The sequence below is a fragment of the Paenibacillus sp. Marseille-Q9583 genome, from assembly GCF_976954365.1.
The window spans coordinates 1-18210 of record NZ_CDRJTB010000050.1; the positions used below are offsets into that span (position 1 = coordinate 1).

General features: G+C 46.2%; 22 protein-coding genes. All 22 read left to right on the forward strand.

Annotation, left to right across the window (positions count from 1 at the left end; all coding sequences use genetic code 11):
- Positions 1–385, forward strand: a 385-nt coding sequence (locus tag ACWNM1_RS20565; RefSeq protein ID WP_449602445.1) for a hypothetical protein, incomplete at its 5' end; no start/stop codon positions are given.
- A gap of 396 nt (positions 386–781) precedes the next feature.
- Positions 782–1312, forward strand: coding sequence for a hypothetical protein (locus tag ACWNM1_RS20570; RefSeq protein ID WP_449602446.1), 531 nt, complete (start codon positions 782–784; stop codon positions 1310–1312).
- Entirely contained in the window at positions 1290–3125 is a 1836-nt protein-coding gene (locus ACWNM1_RS20575) for a phage terminase large subunit family protein (protein WP_449602447.1), read from the forward strand. The genes ACWNM1_RS20570 and ACWNM1_RS20575 overlap by 23 nt, the downstream gene beginning before the upstream one ends.
- Positions 3122–3349, forward strand: a complete 228-nt coding sequence (locus tag ACWNM1_RS20580; protein ID WP_076208737.1) for a hypothetical protein — start codon at positions 3122–3124, stop codon at positions 3347–3349. The genes ACWNM1_RS20575 and ACWNM1_RS20580 overlap by 4 nt, the downstream gene beginning before the upstream one ends.
- Positions 3346–4866, forward strand: a complete 1521-nt coding sequence (locus ACWNM1_RS20585) for a phage portal protein (RefSeq protein ID WP_449602448.1) — start codon at positions 3346–3348, stop codon at positions 4864–4866. The genes ACWNM1_RS20580 and ACWNM1_RS20585 overlap by 4 nt, the downstream gene beginning before the upstream one ends.
- Entirely contained in the window at positions 4814–6859 is a 2046-nt protein-coding gene (locus ACWNM1_RS20590) for a prohead protease/major capsid protein fusion protein (protein ID WP_449602449.1), read from the forward strand. Before ACWNM1_RS20585 ends, ACWNM1_RS20590 begins: the two co-directional genes overlap by 53 nt.
- On the forward strand, positions 6859–7062 hold the full coding sequence (locus tag ACWNM1_RS20595) for a hypothetical protein (RefSeq protein ID WP_449602450.1): 204 nt from the start codon (positions 6859–6861) through the stop codon (positions 7060–7062). The genes ACWNM1_RS20590 and ACWNM1_RS20595 overlap by 1 nt, the downstream gene beginning before the upstream one ends.
- The gene (locus ACWNM1_RS20600) at positions 7055–7369 is read left to right on the forward strand and encodes a hypothetical protein (protein ID WP_449602451.1); all 315 of its coding nucleotides are present in this window, start codon (positions 7055–7057) and stop codon (positions 7367–7369) included. Before ACWNM1_RS20595 ends, ACWNM1_RS20600 begins: the two co-directional genes overlap by 8 nt.
- Positions 7366–7935, forward strand: coding sequence for a phage tail protein (locus tag ACWNM1_RS20605; RefSeq protein WP_449602452.1), 570 nt, complete (start codon positions 7366–7368; stop codon positions 7933–7935). Before ACWNM1_RS20600 ends, ACWNM1_RS20605 begins: the two co-directional genes overlap by 4 nt.
- Entirely contained in the window at positions 7932–8366 is a 435-nt protein-coding gene (locus tag ACWNM1_RS20610; protein WP_449602453.1) for a hypothetical protein, read from the forward strand. The genes ACWNM1_RS20605 and ACWNM1_RS20610 overlap by 4 nt, the downstream gene beginning before the upstream one ends.
- Entirely contained in the window at positions 8363–8767 is a 405-nt protein-coding gene (locus ACWNM1_RS20615; protein ID WP_449602454.1) for a hypothetical protein, read from the forward strand. The genes ACWNM1_RS20610 and ACWNM1_RS20615 overlap by 4 nt, the downstream gene beginning before the upstream one ends.
- Positions 8757–10205 carry a phage tail sheath family protein gene (locus ACWNM1_RS20620; RefSeq protein WP_449602455.1) on the forward strand — a complete coding sequence of 483 codons (1449 nt, stop codon included), beginning with the start codon at positions 8757–8759 and terminating at the stop codon, positions 10203–10205. Before ACWNM1_RS20615 ends, ACWNM1_RS20620 begins: the two co-directional genes overlap by 11 nt.
- 15 nt (positions 10206–10220) lie before the next feature.
- On the forward strand, positions 10221–10739 hold the full coding sequence (locus ACWNM1_RS20625) for a phage major tail tube protein (protein WP_449602456.1): 519 nt from the start codon (positions 10221–10223) through the stop codon (positions 10737–10739).
- A gap of 43 nt (positions 10740–10782) precedes the next feature.
- Positions 10783–11091 (forward strand): phage tail assembly protein, encoded by a 309-nt coding sequence (locus ACWNM1_RS20630; protein ID WP_449602457.1) that lies wholly within the window; start codon positions 10783–10785, stop codon positions 11089–11091.
- Positions 11092–11249: 158 nt separating this feature from the next.
- On the forward strand, positions 11250–14159 hold the full coding sequence (locus ACWNM1_RS20635; RefSeq protein ID WP_449602458.1) for a phage tail tape measure protein: 2910 nt from the start codon (positions 11250–11252) through the stop codon (positions 14157–14159).
- Positions 14156–14359 (forward strand): phage tail protein, encoded by a 204-nt coding sequence (locus ACWNM1_RS20640; protein ID WP_449602459.1) that lies wholly within the window; start codon positions 14156–14158, stop codon positions 14357–14359. The genes ACWNM1_RS20635 and ACWNM1_RS20640 overlap by 4 nt, the downstream gene beginning before the upstream one ends.
- Before the next feature lie 11 nt (positions 14360–14370).
- Positions 14371–15393, forward strand: coding sequence for a phage late control D family protein (locus ACWNM1_RS20645; protein WP_449602491.1), 1023 nt, complete (start codon positions 14371–14373; stop codon positions 15391–15393).
- 1 nt (position 15394) lies between these two features.
- Complete coding sequence (locus ACWNM1_RS20650; RefSeq protein ID WP_449602460.1) at positions 15395–15781, forward strand: phage baseplate assembly protein V; 387 nt, start codon at positions 15395–15397, stop codon at positions 15779–15781.
- Positions 15782–15784: 3 nt separating this feature from the next.
- Positions 15785–16204, forward strand: coding sequence for a phage tail protein (locus tag ACWNM1_RS20655; RefSeq protein WP_341146177.1), 420 nt, complete (start codon positions 15785–15787; stop codon positions 16202–16204).
- A complete protein-coding gene (locus ACWNM1_RS20660) occupies positions 16201–16533 on the forward strand; it encodes a GPW/gp25 family protein (RefSeq protein WP_449602461.1) in 333 nt (110 codons plus the stop codon). The genes ACWNM1_RS20655 and ACWNM1_RS20660 overlap by 4 nt, the downstream gene beginning before the upstream one ends.
- A 1-nt stretch (position 16534) precedes the next feature.
- Complete coding sequence (locus ACWNM1_RS20665; RefSeq protein ID WP_449602462.1) at positions 16535–17662, forward strand: baseplate assembly protein; 1128 nt, start codon at positions 16535–16537, stop codon at positions 17660–17662.
- Complete coding sequence (locus ACWNM1_RS20670) at positions 17655–18206, forward strand: phage tail protein I (protein ID WP_449602463.1); 552 nt, start codon at positions 17655–17657, stop codon at positions 18204–18206. The genes ACWNM1_RS20665 and ACWNM1_RS20670 overlap by 8 nt, the downstream gene beginning before the upstream one ends.
- Positions 18207–18210 lie beyond the last annotated feature (4 nt).

Here is an 18210-nt window from a genome sequence, read left to right on the forward strand (position 1 = left end):
GAAAGAGAATTTTTATAAATTAGTGGGGTATCTAAACCACGCTTTTATAGGAGCTTTTGCATATTTAATCTGTACTATATTCTTACCTATTATATCTGAGGTTTTCACAGATTCTTTGGCAACACCTTATGTAATAGTACTTGTTGTGTTGCTGATCTATATGTTGCTTTCTGCTCTTAGGTTTGCAATGTATATCCATTTTATTTTTCGAAAGGATCTTAATAAAGTTCATGCGGAGATAGAGCAAGCCAAATTAGAGAAAAAAGAACAAGAGAAGCTAATCGACCGAGTAAAGGTTTTCTTGGATGACTATGAGCAAAGAAGTGCAACGGAACGTTCAACACAGATGTCTGATTTTCTTAGAAGTAGGAATAGAGAACAGTAGAGCTGAGGCTTTACTGTTTAATAGACCGCATCGGAGTTTAATGCATATAAAGATCCCCACTGAAATAAGGCTTGAGTATCGAGCCTTATACACTGAAAGCAAATCAGCCAGATATGATTGTATTGTTATGACACCAGAGAAAGTTATCTTGGTTTAATTAGAAGTAAGCTAAGTGTAGTATAAAAGAGTCCGTTTTTCAGCGGACTCTTTTTATTTGTACAACTACATCTATATTAAGAAATAGCTTGTGTAAAAGTATTATTTAATGGTAGAAATTTGGCCTTGGGTCCTTCCCGGGGCGGGGGTGGGGTGCGGGTGCGTGTGAGCCCGATTCCTGGCTATTTCTGATGCAAAAAAATCACTGTGCACTGTGCATTTTGAGGGGGTGTTTTAGGCTTGGAATCCTACACGAAAATGATCGAAGAAACCTTATGTATCAACGCTTCATACACTGCCGAGTTATTCGGTGTCCACCGGAACACACTTGCACAGTGGGTGAAGCTCGGAATGCCCAAAGCTATGAACGGCTGGTATCCACTAAAAGACTGTTTTGATTGGGTTATGGACTATCGGCTAGGAGCAGAAGAGGAGGACGAGGAAAATGGTCCGATCACAGATGCCGCCAAGAAGCTGCGTCATGAAGCACGATTGAAAGAGCAGCAAGCAGATGCAGCAGCTATGAGAAATGCTGTATCCAAAGGGGAATACATTCGGCGGGACGAGGTAGTCAGTGAACTGCAACGTTTTTTTACATCACTTAAACGGTCTATGACCGGGTATAGTCGATCCGTTGCGATGGAGGTAGCGCCGTACGTTTCCCCTGAGCTGGTCCGAGAAATCGAACAAAGCATCAGTGACAAGACAAATGCAGTCTTGCTGCAAATGTCCGTCAGGGGTGTGTACCATGCCAAAAAAGGCAGGAAGTAAGTGGGCAGACTGGCTCATTGAGGCCTTAAACGTCTTGCGTCCGCCTGAAAAGCTTACGGTTTCCGAATGGGCAGATAAATACCGTATGTTGGACAGCAAAACATCAGCAGAGCCAGGGCAATGGTCCACCGACCGGACGCCGTATCTACGTGGGATAATGGATTCCTTCACCGATCCTCGTGTGGAAGAAATCATATTCCTCAAGCCGACACAGGTGGGTGGTACGGAATGTTTGAATAACATGCTGGGTTTCGTCATTGCTCAGGACCCAAACCCGGCTTTAGTTGTTTATCCTATAGATACGCTGGCTCAATTCACATCAGAAAATCGGCTACAACCCATGATTGAGCTAAGCCCGGCGCTGCGCAGCCGATACCATGCTAACCGAAGCAAGGATTTAGAGCTGCAATTCGATGGGATGTATGCAGTAATTGCTGGAGCAAACAGCCCAGCATCCCTTTCCAGTCGTCCAGCGCGTTATTTGTTCATGGATGAAGTGGATAAATACCCTCGAACGGCTGGTAAAGAGGCCGATCCTCGGGCGCTGGCTAGGGAGCGGACGAAGACCTTTCCGCACAATAAGAAGATCATGCAAACGTCCACGCCTACGGTGCGAAGCGGGCCGATTTGGAGAGCGTGGGAAGGAGCTGATATCAAGCTTCAGTATTTTGTACCTTGCCCGCATTGCGGACAGTATCAAACGCTGAAATTCGCTGGTAGCTCTGGTTCCGTCAAGTTTGATTCTGACCTAGACCTAGAGACAATACGTTCGACGGCTTATTATGAGTGCGAACATTGTCATGCATCAATCAGAGATGCACACAAGCCAGCCATGCTTCGTGCTGGAGAGTGGAGAGCGCCGGACGGATCGACGGGGAGGAAACGGAAAACTGGCTTCTGGCTCAATGCCTTGTATAGCCCTTGGGTTCGTTTCGGTGATGCAGCTGTTGAATTTCTGACATCCAAGCGGGCAGGACCGGAAGAGTTGATGAATTTTATTAATTCCTGGTTAGCTGAACCATGGGAAAATACACAGGTCAAGATGAACAGTGATAAAGTGCTTGAAAAATCAAGTAGTTATGAAGAGGGTGTAGTGCCGGACAAAACAATTCTGTTAACGGCAGGTGTTGACGTTCAAAAAGACCGGATGTACTACACGATACGCGCTTGGGGCGAAGGAATGACTAGTCATAATATTCGACATGGCGTTGTGGAAACCTGGCCACAAATTGAGGACGTAATGAACATATCGTATTGTTCTCGGGATGGAACAGAGTTCTTTGTTAATCTGTGTGCAGTGGATTCCGGTTACAATGCGGATGATACGTACAATTTTTGTGCAAAGAATGCAGAATGGGCTGTAGCGATAAAGGGTTCTAATACGCCTTTGCCTGCTAAATACCGTCTGACCAAGATAGATCGCGAAGAACGCGGTCTTTTTGGTATTTCGTTGTACATGGTGGACGGTGCGTACTTTAAAGATTTCATTGCGGGTCGTTTAGCCCGCAAACCTGAAGAGTCTGGCGGATGGTTTGTCTATGAAGGATGTGACGAGGAATATGCGGAGCAGGTAACGGCAGAACAGAAGGTTAAAGAACGGCAGCGTGGCCGTGAAGTTGAAGTGTGGCGCCCCAAAACAGCCCACGCAGATAACCATTATCTCGACTGCGAGGTATATGCTGCTTTTGCGGCTGATTGCTTGGGCATTCGTTACATGCGATATGAACAACCAATAGAGCCATCGAAGCCACCAGAAGATAAACCAGTAGAGAATAAAAAATCTTGGTTGCAAGGAGGTGACTCGTGGTTATGACACCGGAAGAACGTTTAGCACGGTATCGAGAACAATTAGTTGAAGTGGAAAAGGCAATTAGTGCGATCTTGGGCGGCGCTCAAGAATATCGTATTGGCAGTCGTAGTATTAAGCGGCCAGACCTGGGGAAATTGTACGAGGAGCGTAACCGATTGGAACAGGAAATCAGGTCCATTGAAGACGGCGGCGGCATGTTTCGGCTTGCCTATTTCGAAGGGAGGTGAAGAAACTGAACTGGTTAGATAAATCTATTGCAGCAGTCAGTCCGCGATGGGCATACAAGCGTTTAGCCTGGCGTAATGGTATGGGCGTCTTTGATGCTGGTAGTAGGGGCAGGCTAAATCAAGGGTGGAATCCCTCCTCTGCTCCAAATGAGCAGCGCAAGCAGGCAGAGAGAACCGTGATTCGTGCTCGGGCGCAGGACTTGGAACACAATAGTGATATAGCGGCCGGGATTTTGCAGGCGTTCGATCGTAATGTGGCGGGTACAGGGATAATGTTACAAGCTAAAATTTCTCATGATACTCCTGGCAATCAGGCGGGTGAGATGAATCAGCGAATCGAAACTCTTTGGAAAGAGTATTGTAAAGCCGAAAACATTGATATTACAACGACCCAATCGCTAGAAGAGATCACAGAAATGATTATTCGGCGTTACATTGTGGATGGTGGAATACTCATTGTTAAAGTATATGTACCTAATAGTGAATTCCCGTTCAAACTACAGGTGCGTTCCGTGGATGAAATGAATACTTTGGTTCAGCCTGGTGAGGGAACGCGGATCGTAGAGGGAGTTGAGCTGGACGAGTATAATCGACCAGTAGCGTATCATTTCAAAAAGACAACAGATGGATATTTGTTAAATCCAGCCGAAACTGTCCGAATTCCTGCCAAAGACGTTATATACCTGTTTAAAAAGACGAGCCCACAGCAGGTTCGGGAAGTCTCGCAGTTGGTTACAGCGTTGCCACGTATCAAAGATGCTAATCAATTTATTGAAGCTGTGAGCATCAAGGAGCGGGTCTTGGCTTGTATGGCAGTATTTATCAAAAAAGATATTCCTCAAGGTGGTGTGGGGCGTGGTGTTCGTGGTGGCGGTGAGAACACTCAAATTGATTACAGTGGTGTGTCTCTGGCCCCTGGTATGATCGGTGAACTTAATCCTGGTGACGAGGTTCAAACGGTTATTCCAGCAGGGCAAGCATCCAACACCAAGGAATTTATTACGACTTTAGTTCGCATGATTGCTGCTGGTCTAGGTCTTAGCTATGAGGCTGTATCCCGTGATCTATCACAAGTGAATTACTCGTCAGCCCGTCAAGGATTGATTGAGGATCGTAAGTTGTATAAAAAGCTTCAGAAAATGATCGTTGAACGCGTCCTACGTCCGGTGTACTTGGAATTTTTAGAATCCATGTACCTAAAGGGAAAGCTTGAACTGCCTGGATATTTGCAAGACCGTAACCGTTACACTGCTCATGTATGGGTACCGCCTGGGAGTACATGGATTGATCCTAAAAAGGAAGCAGACGCTAATAAAACGGCGTTGGAATCAAACCAGGATACGCTCGCCCGTATTTGTGCAGAGCGAGGTGAGGATTGGCGGGATGTGGTGGTACAGCGTGCCGCAGAGATTAATCTTATTAATGAGCTGATCGGGGAACGGTCAGGAAAGGAGGATCAACCTAATGAGAAAGAGAGCCATGAGGATGAAGAAGAGTCTTCCGACGACGCTGCATAGAGCTGCGGGACCACCTGAGAATCAGTTATCTCGTACGCTGACCTTCAGCAAAGATAGCATTAATGAAGAAGATCGTACTGCTGAGCTTTCGTTTTCGTCGGAAGCACCGTATGAACGCTATTTCGGTAGTGAGATTTTAAGCCATGACCCCGGAGCGATTGACCTACAAAGGTTAACCGACGTCGGGGTTTTGTTATTTGCACATGGTCGAAATTCCAGATACGGTAATATGCCGATTGGTGTTATTCAAAAGGTATGGGTGGACGACAACGAACGTAAGGCAAGGGCATTAGTCCAGTTTGATGATGATGAGGACAGTGACAAGGTATTCCAGAAGGTGAAAAAAGGAATCATCAAGGGAGTATCTGTAGGGTACGAAGTGTCTTCATGGGAGGAAGTTAAAGCCGGAAAAGTGTCTGCCAATGGCCGCCATGCTGGGCCTGCTTACGTGGCACTTAAGTGGCAACCATTTGAAATCAGTATTGAACCAACTCCGGCAGATCCATCTGTTGGTGTTGGGCGTAGTTATAACCAAAATGAGAGCGAGGATGAAGGAATGAAGGGACTTAAAATGCTGGCTTTGGCCGCACAGGGTTTAATGCATGCGCCGGATAATGGAGCAGGAATTGGTGGTGGATCTGGAACGCCTACACCACCAGAGGGAGAGGGGCAACGATCAGCTGCGCCGCCTGGAATTGATCCAGCAGTATCTGCACAACAAGGGGCGACAGCAGAACGGTCCCGGGTCACAGAAATCAATTCCCTATGCCGTAACTTCGGTATGGACGCAACACCATATATTGAAGACGGCAGCACCGTGGACAAAGTGAAGGATGCGATTCTCCAGAAACAGATCGCGGACAAAGCGCCACAGCGGTCAGCCATTCAGGTAGGAGCGGAAGATCAAGACAAGTTCCGGGCAGCAGCAACGGATGCATTGCTGTTACGGGCGGCGCGTACAGTTTCAAAACCAGCAGCGGGGGCAATGGAGCTACGTGGTTTGCGCTTGCGTGACCTGGCCGTCGAATGCTTGATTCGTGCTGGTGAATCTGGAGCACATCTGCTGCGTGATGAAGAACTGCTGAAGCGTGCGCTGAGCCCAGATACTACTTTCCAAGGCATTATCTCCAATGCCGCCAATAAAACGCTGTCTCAGTCGTACCAAGAAGCCCCAACCACATTCCAGTATTGGACCGGGAAGGGTAGCAACTCCGATTTCAAGGCAGCAGAACATTACCGCATTTCCGAAGCTGGGAACTTGGAGTTGACATCGCAAAATGGAGTTATCCCTTATGATACAGCGATGAAAGACGAAAAGGTCACAAAAGCAGTGCTGACATACTCCAAACGGTGGGGCTTTACCCGGGAAGCGTTTATTAATGATGATTTGAGCATGTTGTCCCGGGTGCCTGCTGCTTACGTAATTGCGGCTAAGCGTGGTGTAAACAAACTTGTTTATCAGCTATTGGCATCCAATCCACTGATTTTTGATAACAAGAACCTATTCCATGCAGATCATAATAACTTGGGAACGGCAAGCGTGATTAATACTGTCTCTATGAGTGAAGCCCGCAGAAAAATGCGTACACAGAAGGATCAGCGGGGTATTTCTACACTCAATATCGCTCCAAAGTATTTACTTTCTCCAGCAGAGTTGGAGACTGCAGCCGTACAATACTTGCGTTCTGAAGCTGATCCGGCGGGAGCTCATAGCGGTGTGGTTAACGTATTCCGGAATTCGTATGAGGTGATTGTTGATGCGGAACTGGATCAATACTCTTCTACCGCCTGGTATCTAGCTGCTGATGCGAACATTGCGGATACTGTGGAGGTAACTTATCTACGTGGTCAAGAGGAACCAACCCTAGAAACAGACATTCCTTTTGATCGGTTGGGTATGGATTTCCGTATCTATTTTGATTACGGTGTAACGCTACTGGATTCCCGAGGTTTGTTTAAAAATGCTGGCGTAGCTCCAGGGGGTGGAGAATAGTGTTGATTTTAAAGGAACCACTAAACTATGGGGGCAGATTGTTTGAGGTAGGTGAAGATATTAGGGGACGTTTACCTTTGGAATTCACTCAGCAGCTACAAGAAATGGGGCATCTGGAAGAGCGCGAGGAAGAAAAATCGGAGGACGAAGTAGATACTTTGTCTGAAGACTCAAAATCACAGCGTGGATCTAAACGTGGTTAGCTTCAAAGATTACGTTTCCCAAGATATCGGCGTGTTCCTTAACGGCGAAGAATTTGCAGACAAATTTGTAATCGACAAAAAAGAAGTTACTGCTGTACTTGATCAAGCCATCGACAGCGATCACCCCCTGGCATATGCCGAGGGGGTATCTTTGGTTACTCATGTGCTACATGTGAGTGAGGCAGAATTAGGGTACGCTCCCAAGCCTAACGAGATGATGGTTATTAACGGTCAACGGTACCGCGTGGACCGCGTAGGTGACGATATGGGCCTGCTTACGATCTCATTGGAGGCGAACATCACATGATAGATGTCCAGGCAGAGGCAAGAGGTATCCGAGAGGCGCTAAGAAGGGTGGGGTCATTGGATACGGATGTACGCAAGTCCTTTTATTCGGCGCTCAACCGGACCTCTCAACGTCTAAAAACTGAGTCTGGCCGCAAAGCAAAGGAAACGTACATCGTGAAGTCCAAGGCGGTTACAGATCAGGTGGTGCTCAAGCGGGGCAGCGTCAGTACTCTATCCAGCGAACTCCGCTGGAAAGGCGGTAACATTCCTCTGTTGCAATTCAAAACAAATCCTAAGGCACTTTCCTCCAAACGTCCGCGTGCCTTAAAAGCTGCGGTTAAGCGTGCAGGAGGTAACAAGAAAGTGGATGGTGCGTTTCTCGCTCGTATGAGAAACGGGCATATCGGAGTCTTCCGACGTAGCGCACGTCGCCGCCTACCCGTGGAGGAATTATATGGACCAGCAGTGCCAGTCATGCTCAATAATTTAGAAGTCACCGAGCACCTGGAGAATGTGGCCATTGAAGAAATGAACAAGCGACTGGAACATGAGCTTAACCGTCGTTTAGGAGGTGGAACGTCATGACGCCAGTTATGTTGATGATGGCAATCAAGGAATTTTTAAAAAATGAACTGGCCGACGATGCAGCAACGATTCCAGCGGTGCATCTTGGTGCATTGCCGAGCAAGACTGCAGAAAACCGGAATGATCCAGTTTTCCCTCTCATTATTGTTCGTCCCATGGAGGGTGACAGCGACGATAAAGAAAGCCGAGCTCAAGTTAAATTATTGTTTGGGACACAATCCGACGATGATTCCGGTTTTGTCGATGTGTTGAACCTCATGGAGCGTGTCCGCATGTTGTTAATGAGACAGCGGATTATAGATAAAAAATTCCGGATTGAACCAAATTGGAAGTGGCAATTTTTAGAGGACCAGCCAGAACCGCAATGGATTTGCCAAGCTATAACGACTTGGACACTTCCACAAATTAGACAGGAGGTTAAGTATATATGACACGGAAAAAAGAAGATCAAATCCAAGTTTTGAGTGAGGGTGTTCAACAAAATGCGGATGAATCCACTTCTGATCCGACCCTGACAGTAAACCCGTCAGAGAAAGAGGTAGTAGGTGTATACACGGAACAAATAGAATCAGTGAAAGAAAAGGAAACGAACTCCCTTATCTATCTGGGGCCAAACCTACCGGGCGGACGTTTGCTTCAGTCCACAGTATTCCGTGAGGGGATTCCGGCCTACTTGGAACCCTTGCTTACTGAAAGACCAGAAGTCCAAGATCTGATTTTTCCGCTAAATGAAATGATCAACTCTCAGAAGCTGATCCTCCAAACTGGCACCGCGCAGTATGTGGCATATCAAGCCCTAATGAAAGGAGAAGTGAATAATAGTGGCATTTAAACATGGTGTAAATATTATTGAACAAGCAACATCTGTACTCGCTCCAACACAGGCGAGCAGTGGTATTCCGTTTGCAGTAGGCACAGCACCGGTAAACATGGCATCAGCAGCAGTGCCGGTGAATACTCCAGTGTTGGTCCATACGTACGCGGAAGCAGTATCTGCACTTGGCTATTCAGACGATTGGGAGGATTACGGGCTATGCGAACTTATTTACTCACATTTTGCGTTGTATGCCATGGCTCCAATGATACTAGTCAATGTCCTTGATCCATCCACACACAAGACGACCGTAGAACCGGCTGCTATAACCGTTGCAAATCGAGTGGCTACATTAGCTGTCAGTGGTGTAATACTTCCAACACTAATTGTCAAATCCTCGGATGGCGCTACTGCCTATGTCAATGGCACAGATTACACAGCGGCTTTTAACGATGATGGTCACGTAGTTATTACAACTAAGGCCAGTGGAGCTATCGGGGTAGCAATTACATCACTTCAAGTGGGATATGACAAACTTAACACTGCAGCTGTTGATGAGGATGACGTTATTGGTGGGGTAACTCTGGAAGGTGCATATACTGGTTTTGAATTAGTGAATCAGGTTTACCCACGTTTTGGCATTCTCCCTGATTTGCTAGTTGCACCGGGTTGGTCACATAAACCAACGGTAGCAGCTGTTATGAAAGCTAAATCTGGCAACATTAACGGCAATTTCAAGGCAATGGCTTTGACTGATATTGATCCTGCTCAGCCTTACACTGATGCAGGAGTTTGGAAGTCGGAAAATAACTATACAGGACCGTTGCAAATTCCAGCCTACCCTCTACTTACGCTGGGAGATAAGGTTTTTCATTACTCTACTCAACTTGCTGGACTAATTGCGGCGACGGACGCGGCAAATGGTGGTATTCCGTCTGCATCTCCATCTAATAAATCACTTCAAGCGGATGGAACGGCACTAGCTAGCGGGAAAGACATTTTTCTGGGGATTGATCAAGCTAGTTATCTTAATAGTCTAGGCATAATGACTGCATTGAATCTTGGAGTAAGCGGTTGGAAATCTTGGGGTAACTATACGGGAGCATTCCCGGGCGTGACGGATCCGAAGGATAGTTTCATCCCCATTCGCCGCATGTTTAATTGGGTTGGAAATAGCTTGATTCTGACTTACATGCAGAAGGTCGATGATCCTATGAATAAGCGTTTAATCGCTGCTGTTACGGATTCCGTTAACATTTGGTTGAACGGACTTACGGCATCTGGTGCGCTACTAGGTGGACGCGTGGAATTCTTAGAATCCGAGAATCCTGTAACAAGCCTGATGTCTGGAAAAATCGCTTTCCATGTATTTATCACACCACCAGGACCAGCACAGGAAATTGATTTCTTGCTTGAATACGACACAACTTATTTGGCTGCGCTTTTCGCGGCGTAGAAAGGGGTAGCACACATGCCAAAAAGATCTGAACGGGTTATTGATTATTCTGTGTTTTTGAGCGGAACGGAATACTTGGGGACAGCTACGGCTGACCTTCCTGAAATTGCGTTCCTGTCTGAAACGATAAAGGGAGCCGGAATTTCGGGGGAAATCGACGCCCCATCCCCAGGACAGACAAGCGCAATGACGCTTACGCTGAACTGGAATGTCGTGGAGAGAGCTTCTCTAAAAATCTTAGCTCCGGTGGTTCATGCTCTTGACCTTCGAGCCTCCATTCAACAATTCGATACTGCCACGAATGAGTATAAGGAATCGGCACTTAAAATTACTGTTCGCGGACGTCCGCTGAGTGGTGGATTAGGGGGGCTTGAAGCTGCAACGGCTATGAGTTCAACAACCGCGTTCTCCATTAGTTATCTTAAAATTTTGATTGATGGCGAGGAAGTACTTGAAGTCGATAAATTAAATTACATCTTCAAGGTGCTGGGAAGAGATTATCAGGCCCAAACACGAGCCAATCTTGCGTTGTAAAATATAAATCCCAAACGCTTGGGAATTTGAGGAGGAAAACGGAATGTCTGAGGAAACACAAGGCTTGGCAGAGGTTTACACCTTTGCGAAGCCTTTTATATTTGAAGGGCAAGAGACAAAGGAAGTCACACTCGATTTTGATAATTTATCTGGAAACGACATCATCTCTTGTGATCGACAGTATCGAGCGGAACAGAGAGGTGGTATATCCCTTGCTCCTGAAATGGATAAAGCATACCTGGCATATGTAGTTGCCAAAGCAGCAGGGGTGCACGTTGAATTGATTCGCACAGCCAAGGCAAAAGACTTTACTGCATTGACATTGAGGGCTAGAAATTTTTTGCTGATGTAGGCTGTGGAGACAGTGAGGTGATTAAAGACCTCGCTGTCTCTTTAGCCATGATTACCTATACACCAGTCTCTTACTATTTGAGCTTGCCGCTTGATGAACTCAGGGACTCGGTGGAGCGGGTAAATAGATTACGGAAACGGAAGGGGAGTAAATAGACCGTGGCAGGAAGAAGCAGAGAATATGATATCGCCTTTCGGTTAAACGGGCTCATGGACCCTTCTTTCCGGCAGTCGATGGGCAACGCGGAACGTCATATAGAGGAACTAGAACGCGCATTAAGGGAAATGTCTCGGCGCGGAGATTTGGACGATGTAAGGCGTGATGCAGATCGAGCAGATGATTCTTTACGAGATTTGAGGGACAGTGCTGGTGGTTTTGGTGATACACTGCGACAAGTCGGTGAGTACACAGGAGCATTTGCCTTAATTCAAGGTGCTGCTGGCGGTATGCAAAATATCGTAGGAACCATTGCCGATCAGTCTGATGCTATGGCTCAGCTACAGGCTGCAACTGGCGTAACTGCCGAAGAAATGCTTGCGATGAAGGATAGCGCTGAATCCCTTTATAATGATCGACTTGGCGAGGATTTTAACGATCTGGGCGCTGCACTTGCAACGGTTCGGCAGGTAACGCAGGCTACGGGCGCTGAGTTAGAAAGTACGACTAAAAACGCCATTGTGTTTAGAGATGTGTTTGGCGAGGATATTACCCAAAGTATCAAGGTGTCAGACACGATGATGAGAAACTTCGGTGTCACCGCAGAGCAAGCGTACAACCTCTTGGCTCAAGGAGCACAGAATGGACTTAATAAGTCTGATGAACTTATTGATACTGCTAATGAATACAGTGTGTACTTTAAAACTTTGGGTTACGATGCTGAGGAGATGTTTGATCAATTCGCAGCTGGACTTGGTGCTGGCGCTTTTAACATAGATAAAATTGGAGACGCAGTTAAAGAGTTCGGTATACGGATTAAGGACGGCAGTACAAGCACACAAACAGCTATGGCCATGTTGTTCGCACCGGATGATATAGAAGAGTTTACGCAAAGGCTGACAAAAGGATCTAAGAAGTCTGCTGAGTATATGGAATTACTCAAACATGTATCCAAAGATACTGCATCAGAATTAGTCAAGAACTTAAAAGCAGGCGGGACTAAATCAGCAAAAGCTTATGAAGCATTGCAAGGAATCATGGGTCAAGGCATTAATATTTTAGATGGTATTGCTGATGGATCAGTCAAAGGTAAAGACGCCATGCAACAAGTCATCGATAAGCTGGGTGAAATTGAAGATCCAATCCAGAAAAGCACAATCGGTGTGGCTCTGTTTGGTACCCAGTTTGAGGATATGGAGTCTGGTGTTATCGCTGCCTTAGGCACTGCCCGTGAACAGTTCGATATGACTAAAGCGACCATGGAGGAAGTAGCGAAGGTTAAATATGATACCTTGAGCAAGGACTTTCAAGCAGTTGGCCGTCAGCTTATGACAGAGCTTGTAATTCCAATTGGTGAGGATTTAATGCCAGCGCTTCAAGGTTTTGCTGACTGGATGGGTGACAATACCGAAATATTAAAAGCCATTGCACTTGTGGCACCAGCGGCTTTAATCGGTAAGTCTGTATCTAAAATCGTTAAGGGTTTTGGAGCAATTACGACAGCAGCTGGCGGGGCTGGAGGGGCGGCAGGAGGATTCGGTAGAGCTCTCGCGTTGCTGACTAACCCTGTTGGTATTGCAGTTACGAGTGTAGGTTTAATTACTGCGGGAGTTATAGCTTACAAAAAGCATCAGGAGGAAGCTAGGCAGGAAGTTCTTCATATGGCTGATGCTCTTGAAGGGGCATATTCAAATTATTCAGCAATCAATGAATCTAGCAAGAAAACAAAGGATTTAATAACAGAGTACGATCGATTAAATGCAAAAATTGAAAATACTAAAACACCTGTAGATGAACTGACTGAAGCTCGACGTAAAATGAAAAATGTCGAGCAAGAGTTGATCGATATGAATTCAGACATCTTGTCTGCAGAAGATTTGAAAAGTGGCAAATTCCGTGAACAAGCAGGCCTTCTCGAAAGTATATATGACACTCGCGAAAAACTAAGTAAACGAGATCTTGAACATGCTGTTCTCGAAGCCGAGGGAGATCTGCCTACTCTAGAAAAAGACTATTCAAGGTATAAAGAGGATTTGAAGAAACAAAATGACATCTATGCTCAATCAAAAAAATCTTATAGCGAATATATGAAATTTTTCGAGCAGTATAAAGGTATTTATGAAGAGATTCCAGTTGGGGATCAGCGCGAAGAAGCACTGGAAAAATTAGCTTCCAAAATACAAGAAGAGACAGGGAAAAACTATACTGGTTATTGGAAGGAACTTCAATCAGATTATAAAGCATTTGAAAAATCGTTCGATGAATATAGAGAAAAAATCCAAGCAACTGAAGGTGATATAGTTGAGGCGGAAGCTTCTTTCAAAAAATACTATACCCTTCAGGTACAAATGATAGAGAGCGAGCTTGGCGGATCAATCGATGATATGGCCAAAAAGTACAAGACAGCATCAGATGCTGAGAAAAATCGTTTTGATGAAGCTGTGAGACTGATATCCGAACTGAATGACGAAGTTAATTTGCTTCCTTCAGAGAAAAAGATTGATCTTCAGGTTGTATGGCAACAAACAGGAAGAGCGCCGGATCTGAATACGCCTGATGGTAGGAAGAAAAGATACCTTTCCTTACGGGATCCGGGATTTGAAGGTTATGCGGAAGGCGGTATAACAACAAAGCCAGCTATCTTTGGTGAGGCTGGTCCAGAAATTGCAATCCCAATTAACAATAAACCCCGATCTCGATCATTGCTCGATATGGCTAATGATTTAATGGGCTATAACAGTAACTCAGGTGAAACGGTAATTCAGGTGAACAACGCTCCGGCTATTACCATCCCAGGCGTCGATCCATCCATCATGCAATTGGTAAACGATGCAATAAAGCAAGCAAATAACACTTTAGAACGGCGCTTAAATGAAATCGCTCAGCAGCAAAGGCGGGTGAGTTTCCAATGATTTATAAAACTCTACAAGGCGATACTTGGGACGGTATCGCCTTTAAGCTGTACAATAATGCGCATTTAATGACGTTGCTAATTAACGCAAACCCAGAACACGCAGGAACCGTTGTGTTTTCTGGAAATGTAATCTTAAATGTGCCGGATAAGCCTACTAACGCTTCTGAGACGCTTCCGCCATGGCGGAGGGAGGGATAATATTGGAACTGATGCAGGACGCGCGTAGGGCTGTGCTGGTACTTTCGTATAACGGAAAGGATGTTACAAAGGACATCGCCAAAGCATTAACTGATTTTCAGTTTAACGATGCGGCTCCAGGTACGCTTGATAATCTCTCTATTGCTTTGGAAGACAGAGAACGGAACTGGCAAGGTCCTTGGTCACCGATTGAAGGTGATCGGATTACAGGAGAGATTCGCACAATCAACTGGGATGGTCCAGGCGAGATTAAAAAACTTCCCCTTGGCTCGTTTGAAGTTGATTCTTTTGATTTTAATGGTCCTCCAGATACGGTAGCTATAAAAGCTGTGTCTTTACCTGTGAGTGCAAATATTCGGCAAGAAAAGCGCTCAAAATCTTGGGAAAAGGTGACCCTTAAAACGGTAGCTGGGGAAATCGCCAAACGTGCGAGTTTAAAATTATTATATGAATCCATAGACAATCCTTCCTATGATCGCCTTGAACAGTCTCAACTTTCTGATCTTGCTTTTCTATTAGAAACAGCAAACAAGGAAGGTGTTGCGATTAAAGTATCAAACGGAGCACTTGTGCTATTCGATGAGTCCGCTTATGAGAAAAAACCAGTTATTGCAACGATTACACGTGGAGAAGATAACGTAAAAGGTTATGGATTCTCATGGGGAACAGCTTATACAGCCTATCGAGCATGTGAAGTGTCTTATACAAACAATAAAACGAAAAAGACTGTAAAGGTAACCTATACACCGCCCGGAGCTCCCAAAAGTGGGCCTATACTTAAGATCAACGAGCAGGCTGATTCTCAGGCATCGGCTCTCAAGTTAGGCCGAAAAAGACTGCGTGAGAAAAACAAGGAGGCAGGAAGAGGGACGTTAAGCCTCATGGGAGATATTCGAATGGCAGCAGGTCTGACAATCAATATTAAGGGTTGGGGGCGATTTGATGGTAAATATATTATTGTCTCTGCCAATCACGCTATAGGCGGCAACGGGTTTGCGACTGACTTAGAAATTAGAAGGGTATTGGGGTGGTAGTATGATTGTAATTGGTCAAGTTTCAACGTCAAATGCAGTAACAGGTAGTGTGCGGGTCGCCTTTCCAGATCGTGATGACTTGGTATCTGGTGAGCTACCTGTTATTACGCAGGGAGGCTGGGGGCAAGAGAACGCCGTGCCACAGCCTGGAGAAACTGTGCTATGTGTCTTTTTGGATAACAGTCGTAGCGCTGGTTATTGTCTAGGTACTTATTACGGTTCAGAGGATAAGATGCCCGGGACAGCTGATCAGCGTGGTATATGGTTCGAGGATGGTAGCTATGCCTATTATGATCGCGCTACTAAGACTATTAACCTCAAAGCGGCCAGCGGCATACAGATTGATGGCAATCTAAACGTAACTGGCAAGATAACGAGCGGAGGGTAAGAGATGGGAAACCAAAATTATGTTATGTCTAAGATTGGTAGCCTTGGGCCAGTGACTTTCGTCGTTTCAGAAGGAGCTACGCGAACGATTGACGAGTTCACTCGTAATACTGCTGGACGTTGGGCACAGCATGATATCATCGGTAAAAAGCCTAAAAAGGAGTGGCTAGGACCGGGAATTGACTCGGTGTCGTTTTCGGTACAGTTAGATGCGCGGCTTGGACTGAATCCCCGAAAAGAGCTGGACCGACTTACTGAGTTGGAGAGGGCAGGCAAGGCACTACCGTTGATTATTGGACGTAAGGGTGTAGGAACTGGGCTCTGGATAATCACAGACATGTCTCAAGCTTGGGAGACCATGGACAATATTGGGAATGTTCTCACATCAAAAGTGAACATTACACTGGAGGAGTATGTTAAATGATCTATACCGTTGATATGACTCAGCCATCGACAATCAATTTTACACCAATGAGTAAAGCGGAGGAAGTGGCTCAGAACATTAGAACAATATTAACTACTCCTCTCGGCAGTTCGCCACTTGCCCGCGACATCGGGATAGATTACTCCATTATTGATGAACCAGGACCGATTGCTGAGGCTAGAACTGCAGCAGAGGTAACGACAGCAATAGTTATGCAAGAGCCACGAGCGCAAGTAGTACAAGTATCCTTTAATGGAACGTTGTCTGATGCTCTGACAGGATACTTAAAGCCCGTGATTAAGTTTTCACTGGCAGAAGGAGTGGTTTAACGTGGAATATGTTGATTTGCCAGAAATACAGTTTGTTCCCGAGGATACGGCGGGAATACAACAAAACATCATAACTGTATACGAGGGATTAACCTCACGTACACTACAGCCTGCCGATCCGGTAAGGCTTTTTTTGTCTTCTCTGGCTGCAGTCATTGTGCAGCAACGTACAATGATCAACAGAACAGCCAAGGGTAATTTGCTGCGGTATGCTTCCAACGTTGTATTGGACCACATGGCGGCCTTTCAGGGGTCCCAGCGGCTAGATGCTGCTCCGGCTATTACATCAGTTAAATTCACGTTGTCGATGCCGTTGCCTTCCGCGACATTGATCCCAGCCGGGACGCGTGTCGGTGCTCAGGGTGGGGACGGATCAATTTATTTCGCTACTACTCAGGTACTGGAGATTCCAGCCGGGGCATTTGTTGGATCAGTGTTGGCTGCATGTAGTAATCCTGGTCCTACCGGGAATGGCTTTCTTCCTGGACAAGTCAATGTGTTAATGGACCCCTTGCCTTTTGTGATCTCAGCTATTAATCAGACAGAGAGCGGTGGCGGCGCAGCTGCGGAAACTGATGATGCATTCAAGGAGCGGATCAGGACAGCGCCAGAGTCGTACAGCACGGCCGGTCCGCGTGGGGCTTACGAGTTTTGGGCAAAGTCAGCATCATCAGCCATATTAGATGTGTATGCATACTCTCCCACTGAAGGTGAGGTAACGGTGTTACCTCTCTTGACTGGCGGTAAAATCCCTGGTGCAGATACCATAGAAGCGGTAGCGGCTGTATTTGAGTCTCGGGGAGTACGTCCGTTGACAGATAAAGTGACGGTTAAACCTCCCCAGGCTGTTAGCTACAATACTGGACTAACTTATTACATTAGCCGCAGTAGAGCAATTGAAGCGCCAGCAATTCAGGCGGCTGTAGCTGCATCAGTAAGTGCATATCAGCTATGGCAAAGGTCTCGTCTTGGCAGAGACATTAATCCATCCGAGTTGATTTCACGTGTAATGGCTGCCGGTGCTCTTAGGTTATCAGTTACAGCACCAACCTATACACCTATTGAGGCGACCCAAGTAGCACACGAAGGTTCCACGACAATCACCTATGGGGGGTTGGTCGATGATTGATCTTAAAACTATTAGTTTGCGAGATATTCTGCCGCCAAATTTAGCTAGAGACCCAGCAATAGCAGCAGCAGCTACAGCATTGGATTTTGAATTACAGCAGACGGCCATTCTCATTGAGCGATTAGACATCTTCGGCAGAGCAAACGAATGGACAGAAGAAGAGGTTGCGGAGCTGGCGTGGCAGTTCAAGCCGCCTTATTATGATCCTGATTTACCTATCGAGCAGCGTCGCGAGTTGGTGCGCACTGCGATTCCATTCTATCGCCGAAAGGGTACACCAGGAGCGGTGGAAGATCTGATAGCGCTGCTCTTTGGCGAAGGGAGGGTTGAAGAATGGTGGGAATACGGTGGAGATCCATATCACTTCCGTGTTTTGACCAATAACGCCGACGTGACCACCACGCGAGCACATGAATTTATCCGGGCAGTAGATGCGGTAAAGCGCCTGTCTGCTGTGCTGGATAGTGTGACAATTACACAGTCTGAGCCGTTGCAGCTCTATTTTGGTGGCGTGATTTACTTCGGCGAAACGATACGAATTTAAGGAG

Bases quoted from the DNA above. Each gene is read 5' to 3' on its own strand.
- ACWNM1_RS20575 (WP_449602447.1), top strand. From the start codon at position 1,290: ATGCCAAAAAAGGCAGGAAGTAAGTGGGCAGACTGGCTCATTGAGGCC.
- ACWNM1_RS20580 (WP_076208737.1), top strand. From the start codon at position 3,122: ATGACACCGGAAGAACGTTTAGCACGGTATCGAGAACAATTAGTTGAA.
- ACWNM1_RS20590 (WP_449602449.1), top strand. From the start codon at position 4,814: ATGAGAAAGAGAGCCATGAGGATGAAGAAGAGTCTTCCGACGACGCTG.
- ACWNM1_RS20605 (WP_449602452.1), top strand. From the start codon at position 7,366: ATGATAGATGTCCAGGCAGAGGCAAGAGGTATCCGAGAGGCGCTAAGA.
- ACWNM1_RS20610 (WP_449602453.1), top strand. From the start codon at position 7,932: ATGACGCCAGTTATGTTGATGATGGCAATCAAGGAATTTTTAAAAAAT.
- ACWNM1_RS20615 (WP_449602454.1), top strand. From the start codon at position 8,363: ATGACACGGAAAAAAGAAGATCAAATCCAAGTTTTGAGTGAGGGTGTT.
- ACWNM1_RS20625 (WP_449602456.1), top strand. From the start codon at position 10,221: ATGCCAAAAAGATCTGAACGGGTTATTGATTATTCTGTGTTTTTGAGC.
- ACWNM1_RS20630 (WP_449602457.1), top strand. From the start codon at position 10,783: ATGTCTGAGGAAACACAAGGCTTGGCAGAGGTTTACACCTTTGCGAAG.
- ACWNM1_RS20640 (WP_449602459.1), top strand. From the start codon at position 14,156: ATGATTTATAAAACTCTACAAGGCGATACTTGGGACGGTATCGCCTTT.
- ACWNM1_RS20645 (WP_449602491.1), top strand. From the start codon at position 14,371: ATGCAGGACGCGCGTAGGGCTGTGCTGGTACTTTCGTATAACGGAAAG.
- ACWNM1_RS20650 (WP_449602460.1), top strand. From the start codon at position 15,395: ATGATTGTAATTGGTCAAGTTTCAACGTCAAATGCAGTAACAGGTAGT.
- ACWNM1_RS20655 (WP_341146177.1), top strand. From the start codon at position 15,785: ATGGGAAACCAAAATTATGTTATGTCTAAGATTGGTAGCCTTGGGCCA.
- ACWNM1_RS20660 (WP_449602461.1), top strand. From the start codon at position 16,201: ATGATCTATACCGTTGATATGACTCAGCCATCGACAATCAATTTTACA.
- ACWNM1_RS20670 (WP_449602463.1), top strand. From the start codon at position 17,655: ATGATTGATCTTAAAACTATTAGTTTGCGAGATATTCTGCCGCCAAAT.